At 62.8% G+C, this 16,063-nt stretch carries 15 protein-coding genes; 10 read left to right on the top strand and 5 right to left on the bottom strand.

Annotated features, from left to right (window positions below):
• Positions 1-21 precede the first annotated feature (21 nt).
• Genes ABIB95_RS00770 through ABIB95_RS00760 form a run of 3 tightly spaced genes read left to right on the top strand, consistent with a single transcriptional unit; the run spans position 22 to position 3,689 of the window.
• On the top strand, positions 22-804 hold the full coding sequence (locus ABIB95_RS00770) for a cyclase family protein (protein ID WP_354237566.1): 783 nt from the start codon (positions 22-24) through the stop codon (positions 802-804).
• Between the two features lie 56 nt (positions 805-860).
• On the top strand, positions 861-2,018 hold the full coding sequence (locus ABIB95_RS00765; protein ID WP_208070867.1) for an ABC transporter substrate-binding protein: 1,158 nt from the start codon (positions 861-863) through the stop codon (positions 2,016-2,018).
• 9 nt (positions 2,019-2,027) lie between these two features.
• Positions 2,028-3,689, top strand: a complete 1,662-nt coding sequence (locus ABIB95_RS00760; protein WP_166093288.1) for an ATP-dependent acyl-CoA ligase — start codon at positions 2,028-2,030, stop codon at positions 3,687-3,689.
• 12 nt (positions 3,690-3,701) lie between these two features.
• Here ABIB95_RS00760 and ABIB95_RS00755 read toward each other — a convergent pair whose 3' ends face one another.
• A complete protein-coding gene (locus ABIB95_RS00755) occupies positions 3,702-4,205 on the bottom strand; it encodes a MarR family winged helix-turn-helix transcriptional regulator (RefSeq protein WP_071915253.1) in 504 nt (167 codons plus the stop codon).
• Between the two features lie 290 nt (positions 4,206-4,495).
• Between ABIB95_RS00755 and ABIB95_RS00750 the strand changes: the two genes are divergently transcribed.
• From ABIB95_RS00750 to ABIB95_RS00740, 3 genes are read left to right on the top strand one after another with little or no spacing between them, the layout of a single operon-like run.
• Positions 4,496-6,814, top strand: a complete 2,319-nt coding sequence (locus tag ABIB95_RS00750) for a bifunctional salicylyl-CoA 5-hydroxylase/oxidoreductase (RefSeq protein ID WP_354237565.1) — start codon at positions 4,496-4,498, stop codon at positions 6,812-6,814.
• 16 nt (positions 6,815-6,830) lie between these two features.
• The gene (locus ABIB95_RS00745) at positions 6,831-8,009 is read left to right on the top strand and encodes an acyl-CoA dehydrogenase family protein (protein WP_354237564.1); all 1,179 of its coding nucleotides are present in this window, start codon (positions 6,831-6,833) and stop codon (positions 8,007-8,009) included.
• A 17-nt stretch (positions 8,010-8,026) separates the two neighbouring features.
• A complete protein-coding gene (locus ABIB95_RS00740; RefSeq protein WP_354237563.1) occupies positions 8,027-8,458 on the top strand; it encodes a RidA family protein in 432 nt (143 codons plus the stop codon).
• Positions 8,459-8,508: 50 nt separating this feature from the next.
• Here the strand turns inward: ABIB95_RS00740 and ABIB95_RS00735 are convergent, their stop codons facing one another.
• Together ABIB95_RS00735 and ABIB95_RS00730 are read right to left on the bottom strand one after the other, a co-directional pair.
• Positions 8,509-9,318 (bottom strand): MBL fold metallo-hydrolase, encoded by an 810-nt coding sequence (locus ABIB95_RS00735; protein WP_354237562.1) that lies wholly within the window; start codon positions 9,316-9,318, stop codon positions 8,509-8,511.
• A gap of 51 nt (positions 9,319-9,369) precedes the next feature.
• Positions 9,370-9,738: a nuclear transport factor 2 family protein gene (locus ABIB95_RS00730; protein ID WP_354237561.1), complete on the bottom strand. Its 369-nt coding sequence runs from the start codon at positions 9,736-9,738 to the stop codon at positions 9,370-9,372.
• A gap of 181 nt (positions 9,739-9,919) precedes the next feature.
• Between ABIB95_RS00730 and ABIB95_RS00725 the strand changes: the two genes are divergently transcribed.
• Entirely contained in the window at positions 9,920-10,801 is an 882-nt protein-coding gene (locus ABIB95_RS00725; RefSeq protein WP_354237560.1) for a LysR substrate-binding domain-containing protein, read from the top strand.
• A gap of 141 nt (positions 10,802-10,942) precedes the next feature.
• Here ABIB95_RS00725 and ABIB95_RS00720 read toward each other — a convergent pair whose 3' ends face one another.
• Positions 10,943-11,848 carry a LysR substrate-binding domain-containing protein gene (locus ABIB95_RS00720; RefSeq protein ID WP_354237559.1) on the bottom strand — a complete coding sequence of 302 codons (906 nt, stop codon included), beginning with the start codon at positions 11,846-11,848 and terminating at the stop codon, positions 10,943-10,945.
• Positions 11,849-12,072: 224 nt separating this feature from the next.
• Between ABIB95_RS00720 and ABIB95_RS00715 the strand changes: the two genes are divergently transcribed.
• From ABIB95_RS00715 to ABIB95_RS00705, 3 genes are all read left to right on the top strand, one after another.
• Positions 12,073-13,404, top strand: coding sequence for a C4-dicarboxylate transporter DctA (locus ABIB95_RS00715; RefSeq protein WP_354237558.1), 1,332 nt, complete (start codon positions 12,073-12,075; stop codon positions 13,402-13,404).
• 27 nt (positions 13,405-13,431) lie between these two features.
• Entirely contained in the window at positions 13,432-13,941 is a 510-nt protein-coding gene (locus ABIB95_RS00710) for an ureidoglycolate lyase (protein WP_354237557.1), read from the top strand.
• Between the two features lie 62 nt (positions 13,942-14,003).
• Positions 14,004-14,840, top strand: coding sequence for a bifunctional allantoicase/(S)-ureidoglycine aminohydrolase (locus tag ABIB95_RS00705; protein ID WP_063986500.1), 837 nt, complete (start codon positions 14,004-14,006; stop codon positions 14,838-14,840).
• Between the two features lie 75 nt (positions 14,841-14,915).
• On the opposite strand, the gene ABIB95_RS00700 is transcribed toward ABIB95_RS00705, so the two are convergent.
• Complete coding sequence (locus ABIB95_RS00700; RefSeq protein WP_354237556.1) at positions 14,916-15,956, bottom strand: Bug family tripartite tricarboxylate transporter substrate binding protein; 1,041 nt, start codon at positions 15,954-15,956, stop codon at positions 14,916-14,918.
• Positions 15,957-16,063 lie beyond the last annotated feature (107 nt).

The raw sequence follows: 16,063 nt of genomic DNA, 5'->3' as shown, positions 1-16,063 counted from the left end.
ACCAAGCCGGAGGACGTGACGATGCAGAGCAACAATCTCCTGGAGCTGGCGGGTGCGGTTTCTTCCGGCGCGGTGCGCGTCGTCGATCTCACATTTACGCTCAGTCCGGATTTTCCGGTCATCGTGCTGCCGCCGGAGTTCGGCCAGGCCGCGCCCGTCCGCATCCAGGAAATCTCGCGTTATGATGGTCGCGGTCCGGCCTGGTACTGGAACAACGTCACGTTCGGCGAACACACCGGCACGCATTTCGACGCACCGATCCACTGGTTCACGGGCAAGAACCTGCCGAACAATGCCGTCGACACGATGCCGACCAAGGACATGATCGCGCCGGCCTGCGTGATCGATTGCTCCGCGCAGGCGGCGCAGGATCCCGATTTCCTGCTGACCGTCCCGCTCGTCGAGGCCTGGGAAGCAAAGCACGGCCGGATCCCCGAGCGGAACTGGGTGCTGCTCAGGACCGACTGGTCGAAGAAGGGCTGGCGCGACTACTCCAATCTCAGGGATGACGGCGCACATACGCCCGGCCCCAACGCGGCCGTCATGAAGTGGCTGGTGGAGGAGCGCGGCGTCATCGGGTTTGGCACCGAGACCATCGGTACGGATGCGGGCCAGGCCGGTCATTTCGAGCCGCCTTATCCGGCGCATCATTTCCTGCACGGCGCGGGCCGCTACGGCCTGCAATGCCTGTGCAACCTGGATCAGCTTCCGGCCACAGGCGCCGTCATCGTGGCCTCGCCACTGAAGATCCAGAACGGCTCAGGCAGTCCGCTTCGCGTCATCGCGCTGGCTGCGTCAACCTGAATCCAATCCATGGCGCTTGCCAATCGGAACAGACATCCTCACGAAAGACAGGTGCCATGAACTTGATCAAGAGCCTGCTGGCTTCCACCGCATTGCTTCTCGCCGTCCCGCAACTTGCGCAGGCCGAGATCCTCGTCGGCTTCGTCACCGGTCTCAGCGGGCCGGTATCCTCGATCGGCATCCCGAACGCGAAGGGCATCGCGGCGGGAGAGGCCTATGTCGGTGAGATCGGCGGCGAGAAGGTCCGCGTCATCCAACTCGACGACGCTTCCGATGCCACCGCCTCGGCGCGCAACGCGCGCAAGCTCGTCGAGCAGGAGAAGGTCGATATCCTGATCGGAACGTCGGGCGCGCCGCAGACCCTAGCGATGGCGACCGCCGCGATCGAGATGAAAGTGCCGATGATCGCGGTATCGCCGATCGCGCCGGTGCCGCCGGGCGACGGCGGCCCCTGGGTCGTCCAGACGCCGCAACCGACGCCGCTTCTCGTGCAAGGCATCGTCGATCACATGAAGGCGAAGGGCCTGAAGACCGTCGCGTTCATCGGATTCTCCGATGCGTTCGGCGACCTCATGTACAACTCGCTCGAGCAGAGTGTGAAGACGACCGACATCAAAATCATTGCCAACGAACGCTACGCCAGATCGGATTCTTCGGTCACGGCTCAGGTGCTGCGCGCACTCGCCGCACGTCCCGACGCCATCATGCTCGGCGGCACTGGAACGCCCGGCGCGCTGCCGGTCATCGCCTTGTCGGAGCGGGGATATAAAGGGCCGCTATACGGCAATCATGGGCTGATCAGCGCCGATTTCCTGCGTCTCGCCGGCAAGGCCGCCAACGGCATCATCTGCCCGACTGGACCCGTGACCGCGGCGGAGCAGCTCCCGTCCAGCAATCCGATCCAGAAGGTGGCCCTGAATTTCCGCTCTGCCTTCGAGAAGGCGAACGGCGAGGCGCCGACGGATTCATTCTCGTCCTATTCCTTCGACGGCTGGCTCGTCTTCGCCGATGCCGCCAAACGCGCGATGGCAACCGGTGCCAAGCCCGGCACGCCGGAATTCCGCACCGCGCTTCGTCAGGCGCTGTTCACGACCAAGGAGGTCGTCGGGACGCAGGGCGTCTACACTTATACGCCGGCGGATCGGCACGGCGTCGACGATCGCTCGCGCGTCATGGTCCAGATCGAGAACGGCAAGTACAAGCTGTTGCCCTGAGACGGGAGCATGATCGTGACGGAGAACGCGCCGGTGAACGTCAGCGACGCGGTCGGCCAGGAGAACGTGACGCCGGCCTGGGCGTGTGCAGTGACGTCGTTTCCGCCGTCGGACCGCATCCTCTCAACGATCCTCACGCGGCAAGCCGAGCGCTACGGCGAGCGCGTGCTGCTTGTCGCCGGTGAGACGCGCTGGAGCTTTGGGCAGACCGCGGCGATCGCGGCCGCGTCGGCCCAGGCGCTCGTCGACGCCGGGATCAGGCCGGGCGATCGGGTCGCGTTGATGTGTTCGAACCGTCCGGAGTTCCTGCAGGTCTATCTCGGCTGCGCATGGCTTGGCGCCATCGCAGTCCCGATCAATACCGCGCTGCGCGGTTTCCAGCTCTCCCACATCTTCCGCAATTCGCGTCCCGCGCTCCTTGTCGTCGAGGCTCAGTTCGTTGCCGCGATCGATAGCGTCGAGGCGGGTGTTGAACTGCCACCTCGCACCTGGATCGTCGGAGCTGCCGCCGGGGCAGTCGATGCCCGGCTTTCCGCCGTACCGTTGCCGGCGCTCGGAGCCGCAGCCCCGGCGGGTGCCGTGCGTCCCGGCGATACCGTTGCGATCCTCTACACCTCGGGCACGACGGGGCCAGCGAAGGGTGTGTGCTGTCCGCAGGCGCAGCTGTTCTGGTGGGGCATTTATTCGGCGCGGGCGCTCGGCGTCCGCGAGGGCGATGTGCTGTTCACGACACTGCCGCTGTTCCACACCAACGCGCTCAATGCGTTCTATCAGGCGCTCCTGAACGGCTGCACCTACGTGCTGGAGCCGAAATTCTCCGCGTCCGGCTTTTGGGCCGCGGCGCAACGGCATAAGGCGACGGTCGGCTATCTGCTCGGCGCGATGGCATCGATGCTGCTGGCGCAGCCGAAGAATGCGAACGACAAGGCGCATCGTCTTCGCGTCGCGCTTGGCGGCGGCGTGCCGCCGCAAATCCACGGTCCATTCCTTCAGCGGTTTGGCGTGCCGCTGGTCGACGGCTATGGGTCGACCGAGACGAACTTCGTATTCGCAGGTACGATCCCGTCCGATCGTCCGGGAACGATGGGCTATCTGGCCGAAGGCATTGAGGCGCGGATCGTCGATGAAAACGATTCAGCGCTTGCTGACGGACAGGCCGGCGAACTCGTGCTTCGCGCCGGAGAACCTTTTGCTTTCGCCACCGGCTATTTCGGCATGCCGGAGAAGACGGTCGAGGCCTGGCGGAATCTGTGGTTCCATTCGGGCGATCGGGTCGTTCGGGATGCTGATGGACACTACCGCTTCATCGATCGCATGAAGGATTCGATCCGCAGGCGTGGCGAGAACGTATCCTCATGGGAGGTCGAGCAGACCATCCAGTCCCATCCCGCGGTCGCCGCCTGCGCGATCTACCCGCTGCCGTCGGAGCTGGGCGAGGACGAGGTTGCGGCTGCGATCCTGCTCGAACCGGGCCAATCGCTGGAGCCCATCGACATCGTCAGGCACTGCGAAGGCCAGATCGCCTATTTCGCCATCCCGCGCTATGTGCGCATTCTGAGCCAGATGCCGCTCACTGAGAACGGCAAGATCAAGAAGGGCGTGCTGCGCGAGGCGGGCATCACCACGGATACCTGGGATCGCGAGGCGGCCGGAGTGAAGGTGCGGCGCTGACTGTCGGTCCGCTCAGGGTTTTTGCAGGGCGTCCCTGACGGCAGCCTTGAGGTCGTCGAGCTCGCCGATCAATCCGTCGAACCGGTCCGCCGGGAAATCCGCCAGCAGCTCGGCAAGCCACGCGCCGTGGCTCTTGGCCATTCGCCTGAAGGTCTTGCGGCCTTCGACCGTCATGCAGACAATCTGTACGCGGCGGTCGAGGTTCGAAGGCGTGCGCGTGATGTATCCGTCCTCGACCAGGCGGTCCACGATCGGCGTGAGGTTCCCGGCCGAGACCATCAGGCGCTTCGGCAACTCTCCCAGCACAAGTCCGCTCGGTTCGCGGTCGAGCTGGGCCAGAACGTCGAAGCGGGGCATCGTGAAATCGAACTCTTCGCGAAACCGGCGCCGCAACTCGCCTTCGATCAGGGTCGTGCAGGCGAGCAACCGGAGCCAGACCCGCGTTTGAGCCCTGTACTCGGCGTCCTGATCCGCCCCATTCTTTGAAACAGGCGTGGACTCCTTCGCGAGTGCCAATCGAATCTCCTGGGCTTGGTGGCCTGACGAAAGCCGGCGCAGCTGTCGTGGTCATTGGCAAGATAGTTCGTGCCAAAAGTAAATACAAGGCTGCGCCCGAGCGGCTCGGAATCGGCGCTGCCGTGTGTCCAATTTACACTGAATCTCCAGATCGATGCCGCGGAGACCAGCCCGTGGGCCGGGTCTTTGCAGAACCGCCTTGACAAGATGAGCGCCGAGGAAATATTTTATGCTTAAAATAATTTGGGTGAAAGCTCGGCACACGGCGCGACGCGCGAAAGCGAGGGATCATGCGCATAGTCTGTATCGGCGGCGGCCCGGCCGGTCTCTATCTGGGCCTGCTGATGAAGCGCCGGCACCCGGAGCATGTCATCACGGTCGTCGAGCGCAACAAGCCCTACGATACGTTCGGCTGGGGCGTCGTGTTCTCGGATGCCATGATGTCCGCGATGCGCCTTGCCGACCCCGAGAGCGCGGCCGAGATCGAGGACGCCTTCAATCACTGGGACGACATCGAGCTCGTCTTCAAGGGGACGCGCCAGCGCACGACGGGCCATGGCTTCATCGGTATCGGGCGCAAGCATCTGCTCAATATTCTTCAGCGGCGCTGTGAAGCGCTGGGTGTCGAGCTCGTCTTCGAGCGCGAGGTCGAATCCGATCTCGAATACCCCGACGCCGACCTGATCGTCGCCTGTGACGGCGTCAATTCCAGGATCCGCGCTCGCTATGCCGAGCAATTCCAGCCCGACATGGTGATCCGGCCCAACCGCTTCATCTGGCTCGGCACCAAGAAGGCGTTCGACGCCTTTACTTTTGATTTTCAGAAGACCGAGCACGGCTGGTTCCAGGCGCACATCTACAAGTTTGATGCGGAGACCTCGACCTTCATCGTCGAGACCACGGAAGAAGCCTACAACGCCCACGGGCTTGGCGAGCTCGATCAGCAGGCCTCGATCGAGTTCTGCGAAAAAATCTTCGCCGAGACTCTCGACGGCGCGAAGCTCCTGACCAATGCGCGCCATCTGCGCGGCTCGGCCTGGCTCAATTTCAGCCGCCTGATCTGCGGCAAATGGAGCGTGTTCAACGGCAAGTCTCATGTCGTGCTGATGGGGGACGCCGCGCATACCGCGCATTTCGCGATCGGCTCGGGCACCAAGCTCGCGCTCGACGACGCCATCGAGCTTGCCAACCAGTTCGATCGCCATGGTCACGGTCGCGCCGGCATCGAAACCGTGCTGGACGCGTACGAGGAGGTGCGCCGCGTCGACGTGGCGCGCATCCAGAATGCGGCGCGCAACGCCATGGAATGGTTCGAGGTGGTCGGCCACCGCTATGCCGATACGCTCGAGCCGCCGCAATTCTTCTATTCGATGCTGACGCGCTCGCAGCGCATCAGCCACGAAAACCTTCGCCTGCGTGATCGCACCTGGCTGGAAGGTTTTGAGCGCTGGTTCGCCGCGCGGTCGGGCATTGCGGTCAAGGATGGCGAGCGGGTGCCGCCGCCGATGTTGACGCCGCACCGCGTGCGCGGCCTTGCACTTGCGAACCGCATCATGGTCTCGCCGATGGCGATGTATTCGGCGCAGGACGGGCTCATCGACGATTTCCACATCGCCCATCTCGGCGCGCGCGCCATGGGCGGCGCCGCGCTGGTCTTTGCCGAGATGACCTGTGTCTCGCCGGATGCGCGGATCACGCCGGGTTGTCTCGGACTCTGGAACGATGCGCAAGCGGCGCAGTGGCGCCGGCTGGTCGATCTCGTTCACGGTGTCGGACACGCCAAGGTGGGAATTCAGCTCGGCCATGCCGGTCGCAAGGGCGCGACCAGGGTGCCCTGGGAAGGGATCGATCAACCCCTTGAATCCGAAGACTGGCCGCTGATCTCGGCCTCGGCGTTGCCGTATCTGCCGCACAGCCAGATGCCGCGGACGATGGACCGCGGCGACATGGACCGCGTGCGCGACGATTTTGTCGCGGCAACACGTCGTGCCGCTGCCGCCGGCGTCGAGTGGCTCGAGCTCCATTGTGCGCACGGTTATCTGCTGTCGAGCTTCCTGTCGCCGTTGACCAACCGGCGTACGGACGAATATGGCGGCAGCCATGAAAACCGCGCGCGCTTTCCGCTGGAGGTGTTCGAGGCGATGCGCGCGGTGTGGCCGTCCGATCGGCCGATGTCGGTGCGCCTGTCCTGCCATGACTGGACCGAGGGCGGCAACATTCCGGCCGATGCGGCGATCTTCGCCGCCATGTTCAAGGAGGCAGGGGCGGACCTGATCGATTGTTCGTCGGGGCAGGTCTGGAAGGACGAGCGGCCGATCTATGGACGCCTGTTCCAGACGCCGTTCGCCGACCTGATCCGCAACGAGGTCGGCATTGAGACCATCGCAGTCGGTGCGATCTCCGAGGCCGATCACGCCAATTCGATTCTCGCGGCCGGCCGCGCCGATCTCTGCGCCATCGCGCGGCCGCACCTTGCCGACCCGGCCTGGACGCTGCACGAAGCCGCGCGCATCGGCATCACAAAGGTCGAGTGGCCGAAGCAGTATCTGTCCGCCAAGGGACAATACGAAACCAATCTGGCGCGCGCCGCGGCAGCTAGCGCGCAATGAGCGGAGGAGGGATCAGATGAGCTCCACGGCGAAAGTGATCCGACGCGAATGGCTCGACTGGCCGTTTTTCGAGTCGCGTCATCATGCGGTCGGCGAGGCGCTCGATCGCTTCGTGCAGTCGGGGGCTCTCGACACAATCGATCACAATGATGTCGATGGCGCCTGCCGCAAGCTCGTGCGCGCGATGGGCGAGGCGGGGGTGTTCGATTGCGCCGTCGCGGCGCCCGACGGCGATGCGACGACGATCGATTCCCGCTCGATCTGCCTGTCGCGGGAGTCGCTGGCCTATGCCGATGGCCTCGCCGATTTCGCCTTCGCCATGCAGGGGCTCGGCTCCGGCGCGATCGCGCTCGGCGGCTCGGCGGACCTGCGCAAGGCCGTGCTGCCGAAAGTTCGCGCCGGCGAATGGCTGGCGGCCTTCGCACTGTCCGAGAAGGAGGCAGGATCGGACGTCGCGGCGATGTCCTGCACGGCGCGGGCCGACGGCAATGACTACGTCATCGATGGCGAGAAGACCTGGATCTCCAACGGCGGTATTGCCGACGTCTACACGCTGTTTGCGCGAACGGGCGAGGCGCCCGGCGCCCGCGGCATCTCGGCCTTTGTCGTCTTCCCGGATGATCCCGGCTTCGGTATCGCCGACCGTATCGATGTCATCGCGCCACATCCGCTGGCGACGTTGCGCTTCACCAATTGCCGGATTCCGGCGAGCCGTCGCCTCGGCGCGCCGGGCGGCGGGTTCAAGCTCGCGATGCAGACCCTCGATATCTTCCGGGCGTCTGTCGCGGCCGCAGCCCTCGGCTTCGCCCGGCGGGCGCTCGACGAAGCGCTGTCGCATGCGAAAAGCCGGCACATGTTCGGTGCGACGCTGGGAGATCTCCAACTGACCCAGGCCGCGCTCGGCGACATGGCGACGGAGACTGACGGCGCCGCGCTGCTGACCTACCGCGCGGCCTGGCGCCGCGACGTCCAGAAGCTTCCGACGACGCGCGAAGCTGCCATGGCGAAGCTGACGGCAACCGAGACCGCGCAGCGCGTCATCGACCGCGCCGTCCAGATGTTCGGCGGCCGCGGCGTGCGCAAGGGTGAGATCGTCGAAAGCCTCTACCGCGAAATCCGCGCGCTGCGCATCTACGAGGGCGCGACCGAGGTCCAGAAACTGATTGTCGCGCGCGATCTCCTAAAGCCGCGCTAAGAGGATTGAGACCCGGCATGAGTACGATGAGAAAGTCAGAAGGCCCCGCGACGAGCGGTCTGCAAGTGCTTCAGCCCGGTGGCTGGCCGCAGCCGAAGGGGTACGCGAACGGCATCATGGCCGAAGGGCGTCTCGTTGTGACGGGTGGTGTCGTCGGCTGGGATATCGCGGGTCGATTCGCCGACGGGTTTGTCGCGCAGGTTCGGCAGACGCTCGAAAACATCGTTGCGATCCTGGCGGAAGGCGGCGCCCGGCCGGACCATCTCGTGCGCCTGACCTGGTATGTCGTCGACATGGATGAATACACCACGAATCTGAAGGCGCTCGGCAAGGTCTATCGCGAGGTGGTCGGCACCCATTACCCCAGCATGGCGCTCGTGCAGGTGGTGCGCCTCGTCGAGCCATCGGCGCGCGTCGAGATCGAAGCGACTGCCGTCGTCCCGCGCTGACGAGGGCGTGCGCGAAGGTGCTGCCGCCGATCGCGCGGGCTCATGGGCCGCTACGCGACCGGAACGAACGCATATCCTTGCCCTTCTTCGACCACTCTGCCGATGCCTGGTCGACCTAAATGAGCGCCGGCGAGCCACGTCTGCGCATTGGCTGCGTCCTGGAGCAACCTGATCCGGGTTGCCCTCGCTACGGCTTGGTCATCATCATAGGCCCAGGTAAGCTCGGGACAGGAAAACTGTGCGGCGGGAACGTGGATGAGGTCGCCGCAGAATAAGACATCGTCCTCGTCAGTGTTGAGGAGATAACCCATATGGCCCCGAGCGTGCCCAGGTATATCCACCGCCAGTAAATGATCGGCCAGCCGATCTCCACCGTTGATGGGGGCAAGGAGCGAACGAAACTGCTCCAGCACGGGCTCGGCAAGAAACTCCTCGACGGCGTCTTCCCCTATCACAATCTTCCTCAGGCCATTAAACGCTCGTCGACCGTCGGGCATCAGGAGACCATTGATGTGGTCGCCATGAGCATGAGTGAGGGCGATCATCGTGACCGATGACGTGTCGATGCCTGCCTCCGCCATCGCCTCCGCGAGGTGACCCATGGACGGGTCCCAGCTCGCGCCGGCTCCACAATCGATCAAGACGCGATCCATGCCAGAGCGATCGAATAGGAAGCAGTTGACCGACAATCGAACCAGCGAAGCGTCCCGCTGAGGCGGTTCGGTCTGCCTGCCTACTTTGTCGTTTGGATATTTGAGGGATTCGGCGGGCAGGTCGACATATCCATCAGAGAGTGACCAAATCCTCCATGATCCCGAAGCGCAGCCCAAGGTGTTGGCGCTTTGTGACAGAGCTTTCACGGACAACCTGACAAGCGTGAGATTCACTTTCTCAAAACGGCACCGAAACCGTCAGAGTTTCGAAGTCATTACTTTCTGAGCGATCTTCCAGGTTCCGTCGACCTTCAAGCACGACAACATGTCGGTGAAGTAGCGCGGCGGAATTTGCAATTTCAGCTTCAGAAGCGCGAGCTCTCCCTCAACGTCAATTGAGAGGATCTGATCTTGGCGCTCCAGGCCCTGTTGCTTCGGAGCTTTCAAATTACGGACAGCTGCCAACCACGTCGCAATTGGCGTCACGCTCACGTTGCCGTCGTCGCCGACCTTGGTCACGGAACTCGAGGGATGGAATATAGACGCGAATTTGTCGGCATCCATCTCATAGGCACTGTCGAAATAGGTCTGCGCCAGAGAGCGCAAGGCACGATTATCGGTATCCATAGGCCTGTTATCCATAACGTTTGGAACGGGAAGAAACTGCGCGTGGCTGGAAAGTTTCGTCTCCGGCCGAAACCTGCAGAAGGTTGCATCAAGTCTTCCTTGCTGACCGAACCTAGGACAAAGTAGCTTATGAGGGTAGGCGTGTTGAACAACATGGGCTTATGAGGAATATTCATAAATCATGAGAAACGAGCTGAACGAACTCGCTACGTTTGCAATCGTCGCCAGAGAGCGAAGCTTTACGCGGGCTGCGGCAAAGATCGGTGTGTCTCAGTCTGCCCTGAGCCACACGATCCGGGGACTTGAGCAACGGCTCGAGCTGCAGCTTCTTGCTCGAACGACCAAGAGCGTGGCACCAACCGCCGCAGGGGCAGCTCTCTTGAAGGAATTGTCTCCGGCACTCGAGCAGATTGCTCGTGCCATCAACGAAGCCCGAAACGTTCGGCACCGGCCTGCAGGGCGCCTTCGGATTGTCATGTCCCGGTCGGCTGCCGTGATGGTATTGTTGCCGCGGCTCACGGCATTCGCGGAAGCTTACCCCGACATCGTTCTTGACGTTGTTACCGTCACTGGCCCCGTCGACCTCGTTGCGGGTGAGTTCGACGCCGGTATTCAACTTGGCGAGTACATTCAGAAAGACATGATCGCGGTGCGGGTCACCCAGGAGTTGAGATTGGCGGTGGTCGGATCGCCCGGCTATTTTTCATCACGAAGCATTCCCCGGAAACCCAAGGATCTAAATGACCATCGATGCATAAACCTGCGTCTTCCGGGCGGCCCATACAGGTGGGAATTCGAGAAAGGACGAAAGGCGGTCACGGTCGGCGTGAATGGCCCGCTCATCATCGATGATACCCACCTGGTGATTCAGGCCGCACTCGCTGGCGCCGGCCTGGGACTCGCATTCGAAGAGCAGGTCGCAGAGCATATTGCGAAACGTCGCCTTGTTCGGGTGCTGGAAGATTGGACGCCGCCAATTCCCGGCTTCTTCATGTATTACCCCAGTCGTCAGCATCAGCCGGCTGCGCTGTCTGCTCTAACGAACGCGCTGCGAGCCTCTTAACCATAGTTCGACGCGACGAGCGCCATCAGGGCCCGCGTGGGTCGCGATGCCCAGTCGACAATCTGTCGAGCGTTCAACGCCGGGATGTCCGGAAGCCACCCAGACCCGACCGCCGATGGCGACGACGACCGTCGTGCTCTTTCAGGAGGCTTGCCTCGGGCTTTTGCGGTGGCCTAGGTACCGAACGGCCAATTTGATGAAATTGCGCACGACCATCGACGTCTCATCCTCTCGGAACACCAAGAACACATCTGCCGAGGGTGGCGAGGGTCTGATGGGCCGGAATACAATGTCGGCTGTCGTGAAGCGCGCAATGGACTGGGGCACCAGTGCCACGCCGAAGCCCGCCACGATCAGGCTCGGAATCGACTGGGCGTCGACGACCTGCTGGGATACCCGCGGCAAAAAGCCGGCGTCGACGCAGCATTTCTGGATGTAGCGTGCGAACTCGGAGCTATTGGGGTCGAGGACGATGTGATCCTCCGATGCTAGTTCGCTAAGCGCAACCCGCTTGCGCCCGGCCAACGGGTGCGCGTGCGGCAGTGCGAGGACCACCTCTTCGCGCCAGGCAAGCTTGCTGGTCAGGCCGTGTTCGGTCGGAACGCTGCGAATGAGACAAATGTTGGTCGTGCGGTTGAGGAGTGCTGCGATCTGCAATGCAGGCGCCTGCTCATGCACCGTGGTTTTCACCGACGGAGCAACCTTTCGGTAGGCGGCAAGCAGTTCCGCCAGCCGACCGCGCAGGATGGAGCCGGTCGCACCAACGTCAAGCGTGCCGATAAGGCCAGCGCCGATCGACTGAACTTCGTCTTCCGCGAGCTTGATCTGCTGGAGAATGGCGCGACCTCGACCCAGCAGGGCTTCGCCGGCCTTAGTCAGTTCGACCCTGCGGCTGGTCCTGTGGAGAAGCTGCGTCTTGAGCTCGGCCTCCAGCGTCTGGATGTGCTGGCTCAGCGGTGGTTGGGAGAGGTTCAGTCGCCGAGCGGCGAGGGTGAAACTGCGTTCTTCGGCGACGGCGATGAAATATCGGAGCTGGCGGAGATCCATTTGGAAAACCTATCAATCGTGTCGTTCTATATATTGGACTTGAGATCCGCGATGGTCAACGAATGCCCGACGGAGCCCTCTGCGAGCCGGGCGCGGTCCGCGATCACGGCAAGCGCGCTCCATTGTGCGTACGACGACACGTCACCATCAAACAACAAGATAGGCGGAGGCCTGAAGGCCCACCAAGCCGCGTCAGTCGAAGACCAGCCAAGCGAGGAAAAGCCGTGCCCAAGATCTTCAAGTCACTCTTCTTCCAGGTCGTCATTGCGCTCATGCTGGGCATCGCCCTCGGCATGGCTAATCCCGACCTCGCCCTTCAGATGAAGCCGCTCGGCGACGGCTTCATCAAGCTGATCAAGATGCTGGTGCCTGTGATCGTGTTCTGCGTCGTCGTGCACGGTATCGCCGCGGCGGGAGACCTGTCGAAGGTTGGAAGGGTCGGCATCCGCTCTCTCCTGTATTTCGAGATCGTCACCACCGTCGCACTGGTGTTCGGCATTGGGCTTGCCTACTATTTCGAGCCGGGCGCAGGAATGAACATCGACCCGAAGACGCTCGACGCCAAGGCCCTTAGCGGGTTCAGCCAGACCGCGGCTCAGGTCGCGGGAGGCGGCGTCTCCGAATTCCTGATGAAGCTCATCCCCTCGACGATTGTGGGGGCCTTCAGCTCCGGCGACGTCCTGCAGGTCCTGATCGTCTCGATCATGTTCGGCTGCGCCGTGTCCTTGTGCGGCGAGCGAGCGAAGCCGGTCGTCGAGTTCATCGAGCGCGTGAACGAGATCATCTTCAAGATGATGAATTTCGTCGTCCGGCTCGCGCCGATCGGCGTCTTCGGTGCCATCGCCTTCACGGTCGGGAAGTACGGTGTTGGTTCGCTCAAGCAACTCGGTGGGCTCGTCGGCCTGTTCTATCTGGCCGTGGTCCTGTTTGTGATCGTGGTGCTCGGCGCAATCATGCGACTGTCCGGCTTCAGCCTGTTCAAATTGCTCGCCTACTTGCGCGAAGAGTTGATGATCGTTCTCGGCACCGCCGCAGGCGACAGCGTTCTGCCGCAAACCATGCGAAAGCTCGAGCAGCTCGGCATCAAGCGGTCGACGGTTGGTCTGGTGATACCGACCGGATACTCGTTCAATCTGGACGCGTTCTCCATCTACTTGACCCTGGCCGCAGTCTTCATCGCACAGGCGACCAACACGCCGCTTGCGACAAGCGATCTCCTGGCGATTCTTGGCATCGCGTTGCTCACCTCGAAGGGCGCGCACGGCGTTCCGGGCTCGGCCATCGTCGTGCTCGCCGCGACGCTTGCCGCTATCCCGGCTATTCCAGCGATCGGCCTTGTGCTCATCCTGTCGGTCGACTGGTTCATCGGCATTGCCCGCGCCCTCGGCAATTATGTCGGAAACTGCGTTGCCACCGTCGTCGTCGCGTCCTGGGAAGGCGACATCGACAGGGCAAAGGCGCATCGTATCCTGAACGGCGAGATTGACCCCTCAAGTGAGGGGCTGGTCGATGCCGTCGGCGGAGATGAGCCCGTCCCGAGTGCACAGACGGCTTGAAGCGCGCGTGTTGGTTGGAATATGGCGATGCTGAGGCTTTCGATTGAGCCTCTAACGAGGAAGGCATTTGCGCCGTTTGGCGATGTCGTCGATACGGATGGGTTGACGCCCCTGCCGATCAACGAAGGCTATGCCCGGCGCTTCAACGATCTCGCCACGATCGACGTCACCGCGGAAGGCGGACAGATCAACATCAGTTGGTTTGTCGCCTTCACCCGGCCTGCGCCGATCGCGATCCGGCTGATGGAGCGCCATCCGCTTGGAAGTCAATTGTTCATGCCCTTGAACCGCAAGGACTGGCTGATCGTCGTCTGCACGGATCCGCATATCGCCTCGACCTATCGGGCCTTCGCTGCAACGGGACACCAGGGCGTAAACTATGCCCGCAACTGCTGGCACCATCCGCTGCTTGTTCTGGAAGACTCCAGTCCGTTCTTCGTCGTCGACCGGAAGGGCGGGGGCGACAATCTTGAGGAATATTGGCTGGAAGAGATGATGCAGCTCGATTTTGCGCCGGACAGCATTCTCGGGAAATGACGTGCGGCAAGCAGAGCCGTGCAATGACATACCACACGGGAAACCTATCGGAGGCCACGACCATGCGATCGCAAACCTATCACGTGCCGCAGGGCGGCCATCCGGCCCAGACGGAGCTCTTGAGCGGCCGGGCGGTCTTCACGAACGCATATGCGGTCATACCCGGCGGTGTGCAGCGCGATATCGTCGTCAGCCATCTGCCGCATTGGGATAACACGCGTGTCTGGGTGCTGGCGCGACCGCTCTCCGGATTCGCCGAGACATTTTCCCATTATCTTATGGAGGTGGCACCGGGTGGGGGCAGTGAGCTGCCGGAGCCGGACAAGGATGCCGAAGGCGCGCTGTTCGTCGCGGGTGGCAAATTGAGCCTTGAGGTGGCGGACAAGGAGCGGGAGCTGCGGCCCGGGGGCTTTGCCTATCTTCCGCCCGGCCGCGGCTGGAGTATTCGCAATCGCAGCTCGAGCCCCGCTCATTTTCATTGGATCCGCAAGCTGTATCAGGGCGTGCCGGGGCTTGCTCACCCCGACGTCATCGTGACCAACGAGGACTCGGTCGCACCGACGCTAATGCCAGATACGGATGGGAGATGGAGGACCACACGCTTCATCGATCCGGCCGATATCCGATATGACATGCACATCAATATTGTCACGTTCGAGCCGGGCGCATCTATTCCCTTCACAGAGACCCATGTCATGGAGCACGGTCTTTACGTTTTGGAGGGCAAGGCTGTCTACCGGCTCAACCAGGACTGGGTCGAGGTCGAGGCAGGAGATTTTATGTGGCTGCGGGCGTTCTGTCCGCAGGCGTGCTACGCCGGGGGCCCAGGTCGGTTCCGTTATCTCCTTTATAAGGATGTCAACCGGCACATGGATCTGCGGCCCTTCACGGCAGCGTAAGTTGGAGGCGCTTTTTGGCGAGCTATCGCGGACGGATCATCCGGACGATGCTGATAATTGCACAAAATCTCGGGGTTACATCGGCTCGATGCCGATCTTCTTGATGACCGCAGCCCATTTCGTCGTTTCCGATGTCATGAAATCCTTCAGGCCTTGTGGGTCCATCACCATGGGCTCGGCGCCTTGCTCGACGAAGAGGGCGCGCACCTTCGGATCGTTCACGGCTTCCGCCATCGCCGCATAGAGCCTGTCGAGCACGGCCTTGCCTGTGCTCGCGGGCGCGAGCAGAGCAAGCCAAGCGGCGCTCTCGTAATTCTTGAGGCCCGCCTCCGCCGCGGTCGGCACATCCGGCAGCGCGGTCATGCGCTTGTCGCTGGCCACCGCGAGCGGGCGTGCGTCGCCGCTCTTGATCAGGCTGATGACGTTCGGCAAGAGCTGGAAGCCAAGCGGGACCTGGCCCGCGATGAAGTCCGGCGTGTAGGCGGCGATATTGCGATAGGGAACGTGCGTGATCTCGGTGCCCGTGAGCTGCTCGAAATAGGCGGCCGCCAGATGCTGCGACGAGCCGACGCCGACCGTCCCGTAGTTCAGCTCCCGCGGATGCGCCTTGGCATAGTCGATCAGCTCGTTCAGCGATTTCGGTGGCAGCCTCGAATTGATCACGATGACATTCGGTAACGTCGCGAACAGGCCGATCGGGACGAGATCCTTCTGCGGATCGTAGGGCAGCTCCTTGTACAGCGATTTGTTCGCGGCCAGCGGGCCGGAGGTGCTCATAAGCAGCGTGTAGCCGTCGGGCGCTGCATGCGCCGCAGCCGCGGTGCCGATATTGCCGCCGGCGCCGGGACGGTTGTCGACCACGAAGGCCTGCCCGAGTGACATCGACATGCGGTTGAGCAGGATGCGGGTGATGACGTCGCTAGCGCTGCCGCCGGCGAAGGGCACAAGCACCTGGACCGGGCGGGTCGGATAGTCTTGCGCGTTTGCATGCCGCATTCCCGTTGCTGCGAGCAGGGCGCCACCACCGAGCGAGAGCAGCGACCTCCGGTCAGGACGAAATCCCTCGCTCTGCTGGTGAGCGCCATCTGTGATCTTGCTGCGACCGAACCGTGCCATCTCGGACTGAATCTCCCGACTGTGTCTTGTTCTGCGAGCCCAGGGAGCGTCCGGGACGGGAGTCGTCGGGGATGAGCGCCAGGTCGCGTTCTTCTGCGCCTGGACCG

Origin of the sequence: Bradyrhizobium sp. LA2.1 (genome assembly GCF_040547725.1) — a bacterium.
GTDB lineage: Bacteria > Pseudomonadota > Alphaproteobacteria > Rhizobiales > Xanthobacteraceae > Bradyrhizobium > Bradyrhizobium barranii.
The sequence above is the reverse complement of the archived record's forward strand: the minus strand, read 5'-3'. Positions and strand labels throughout refer to the sequence as shown.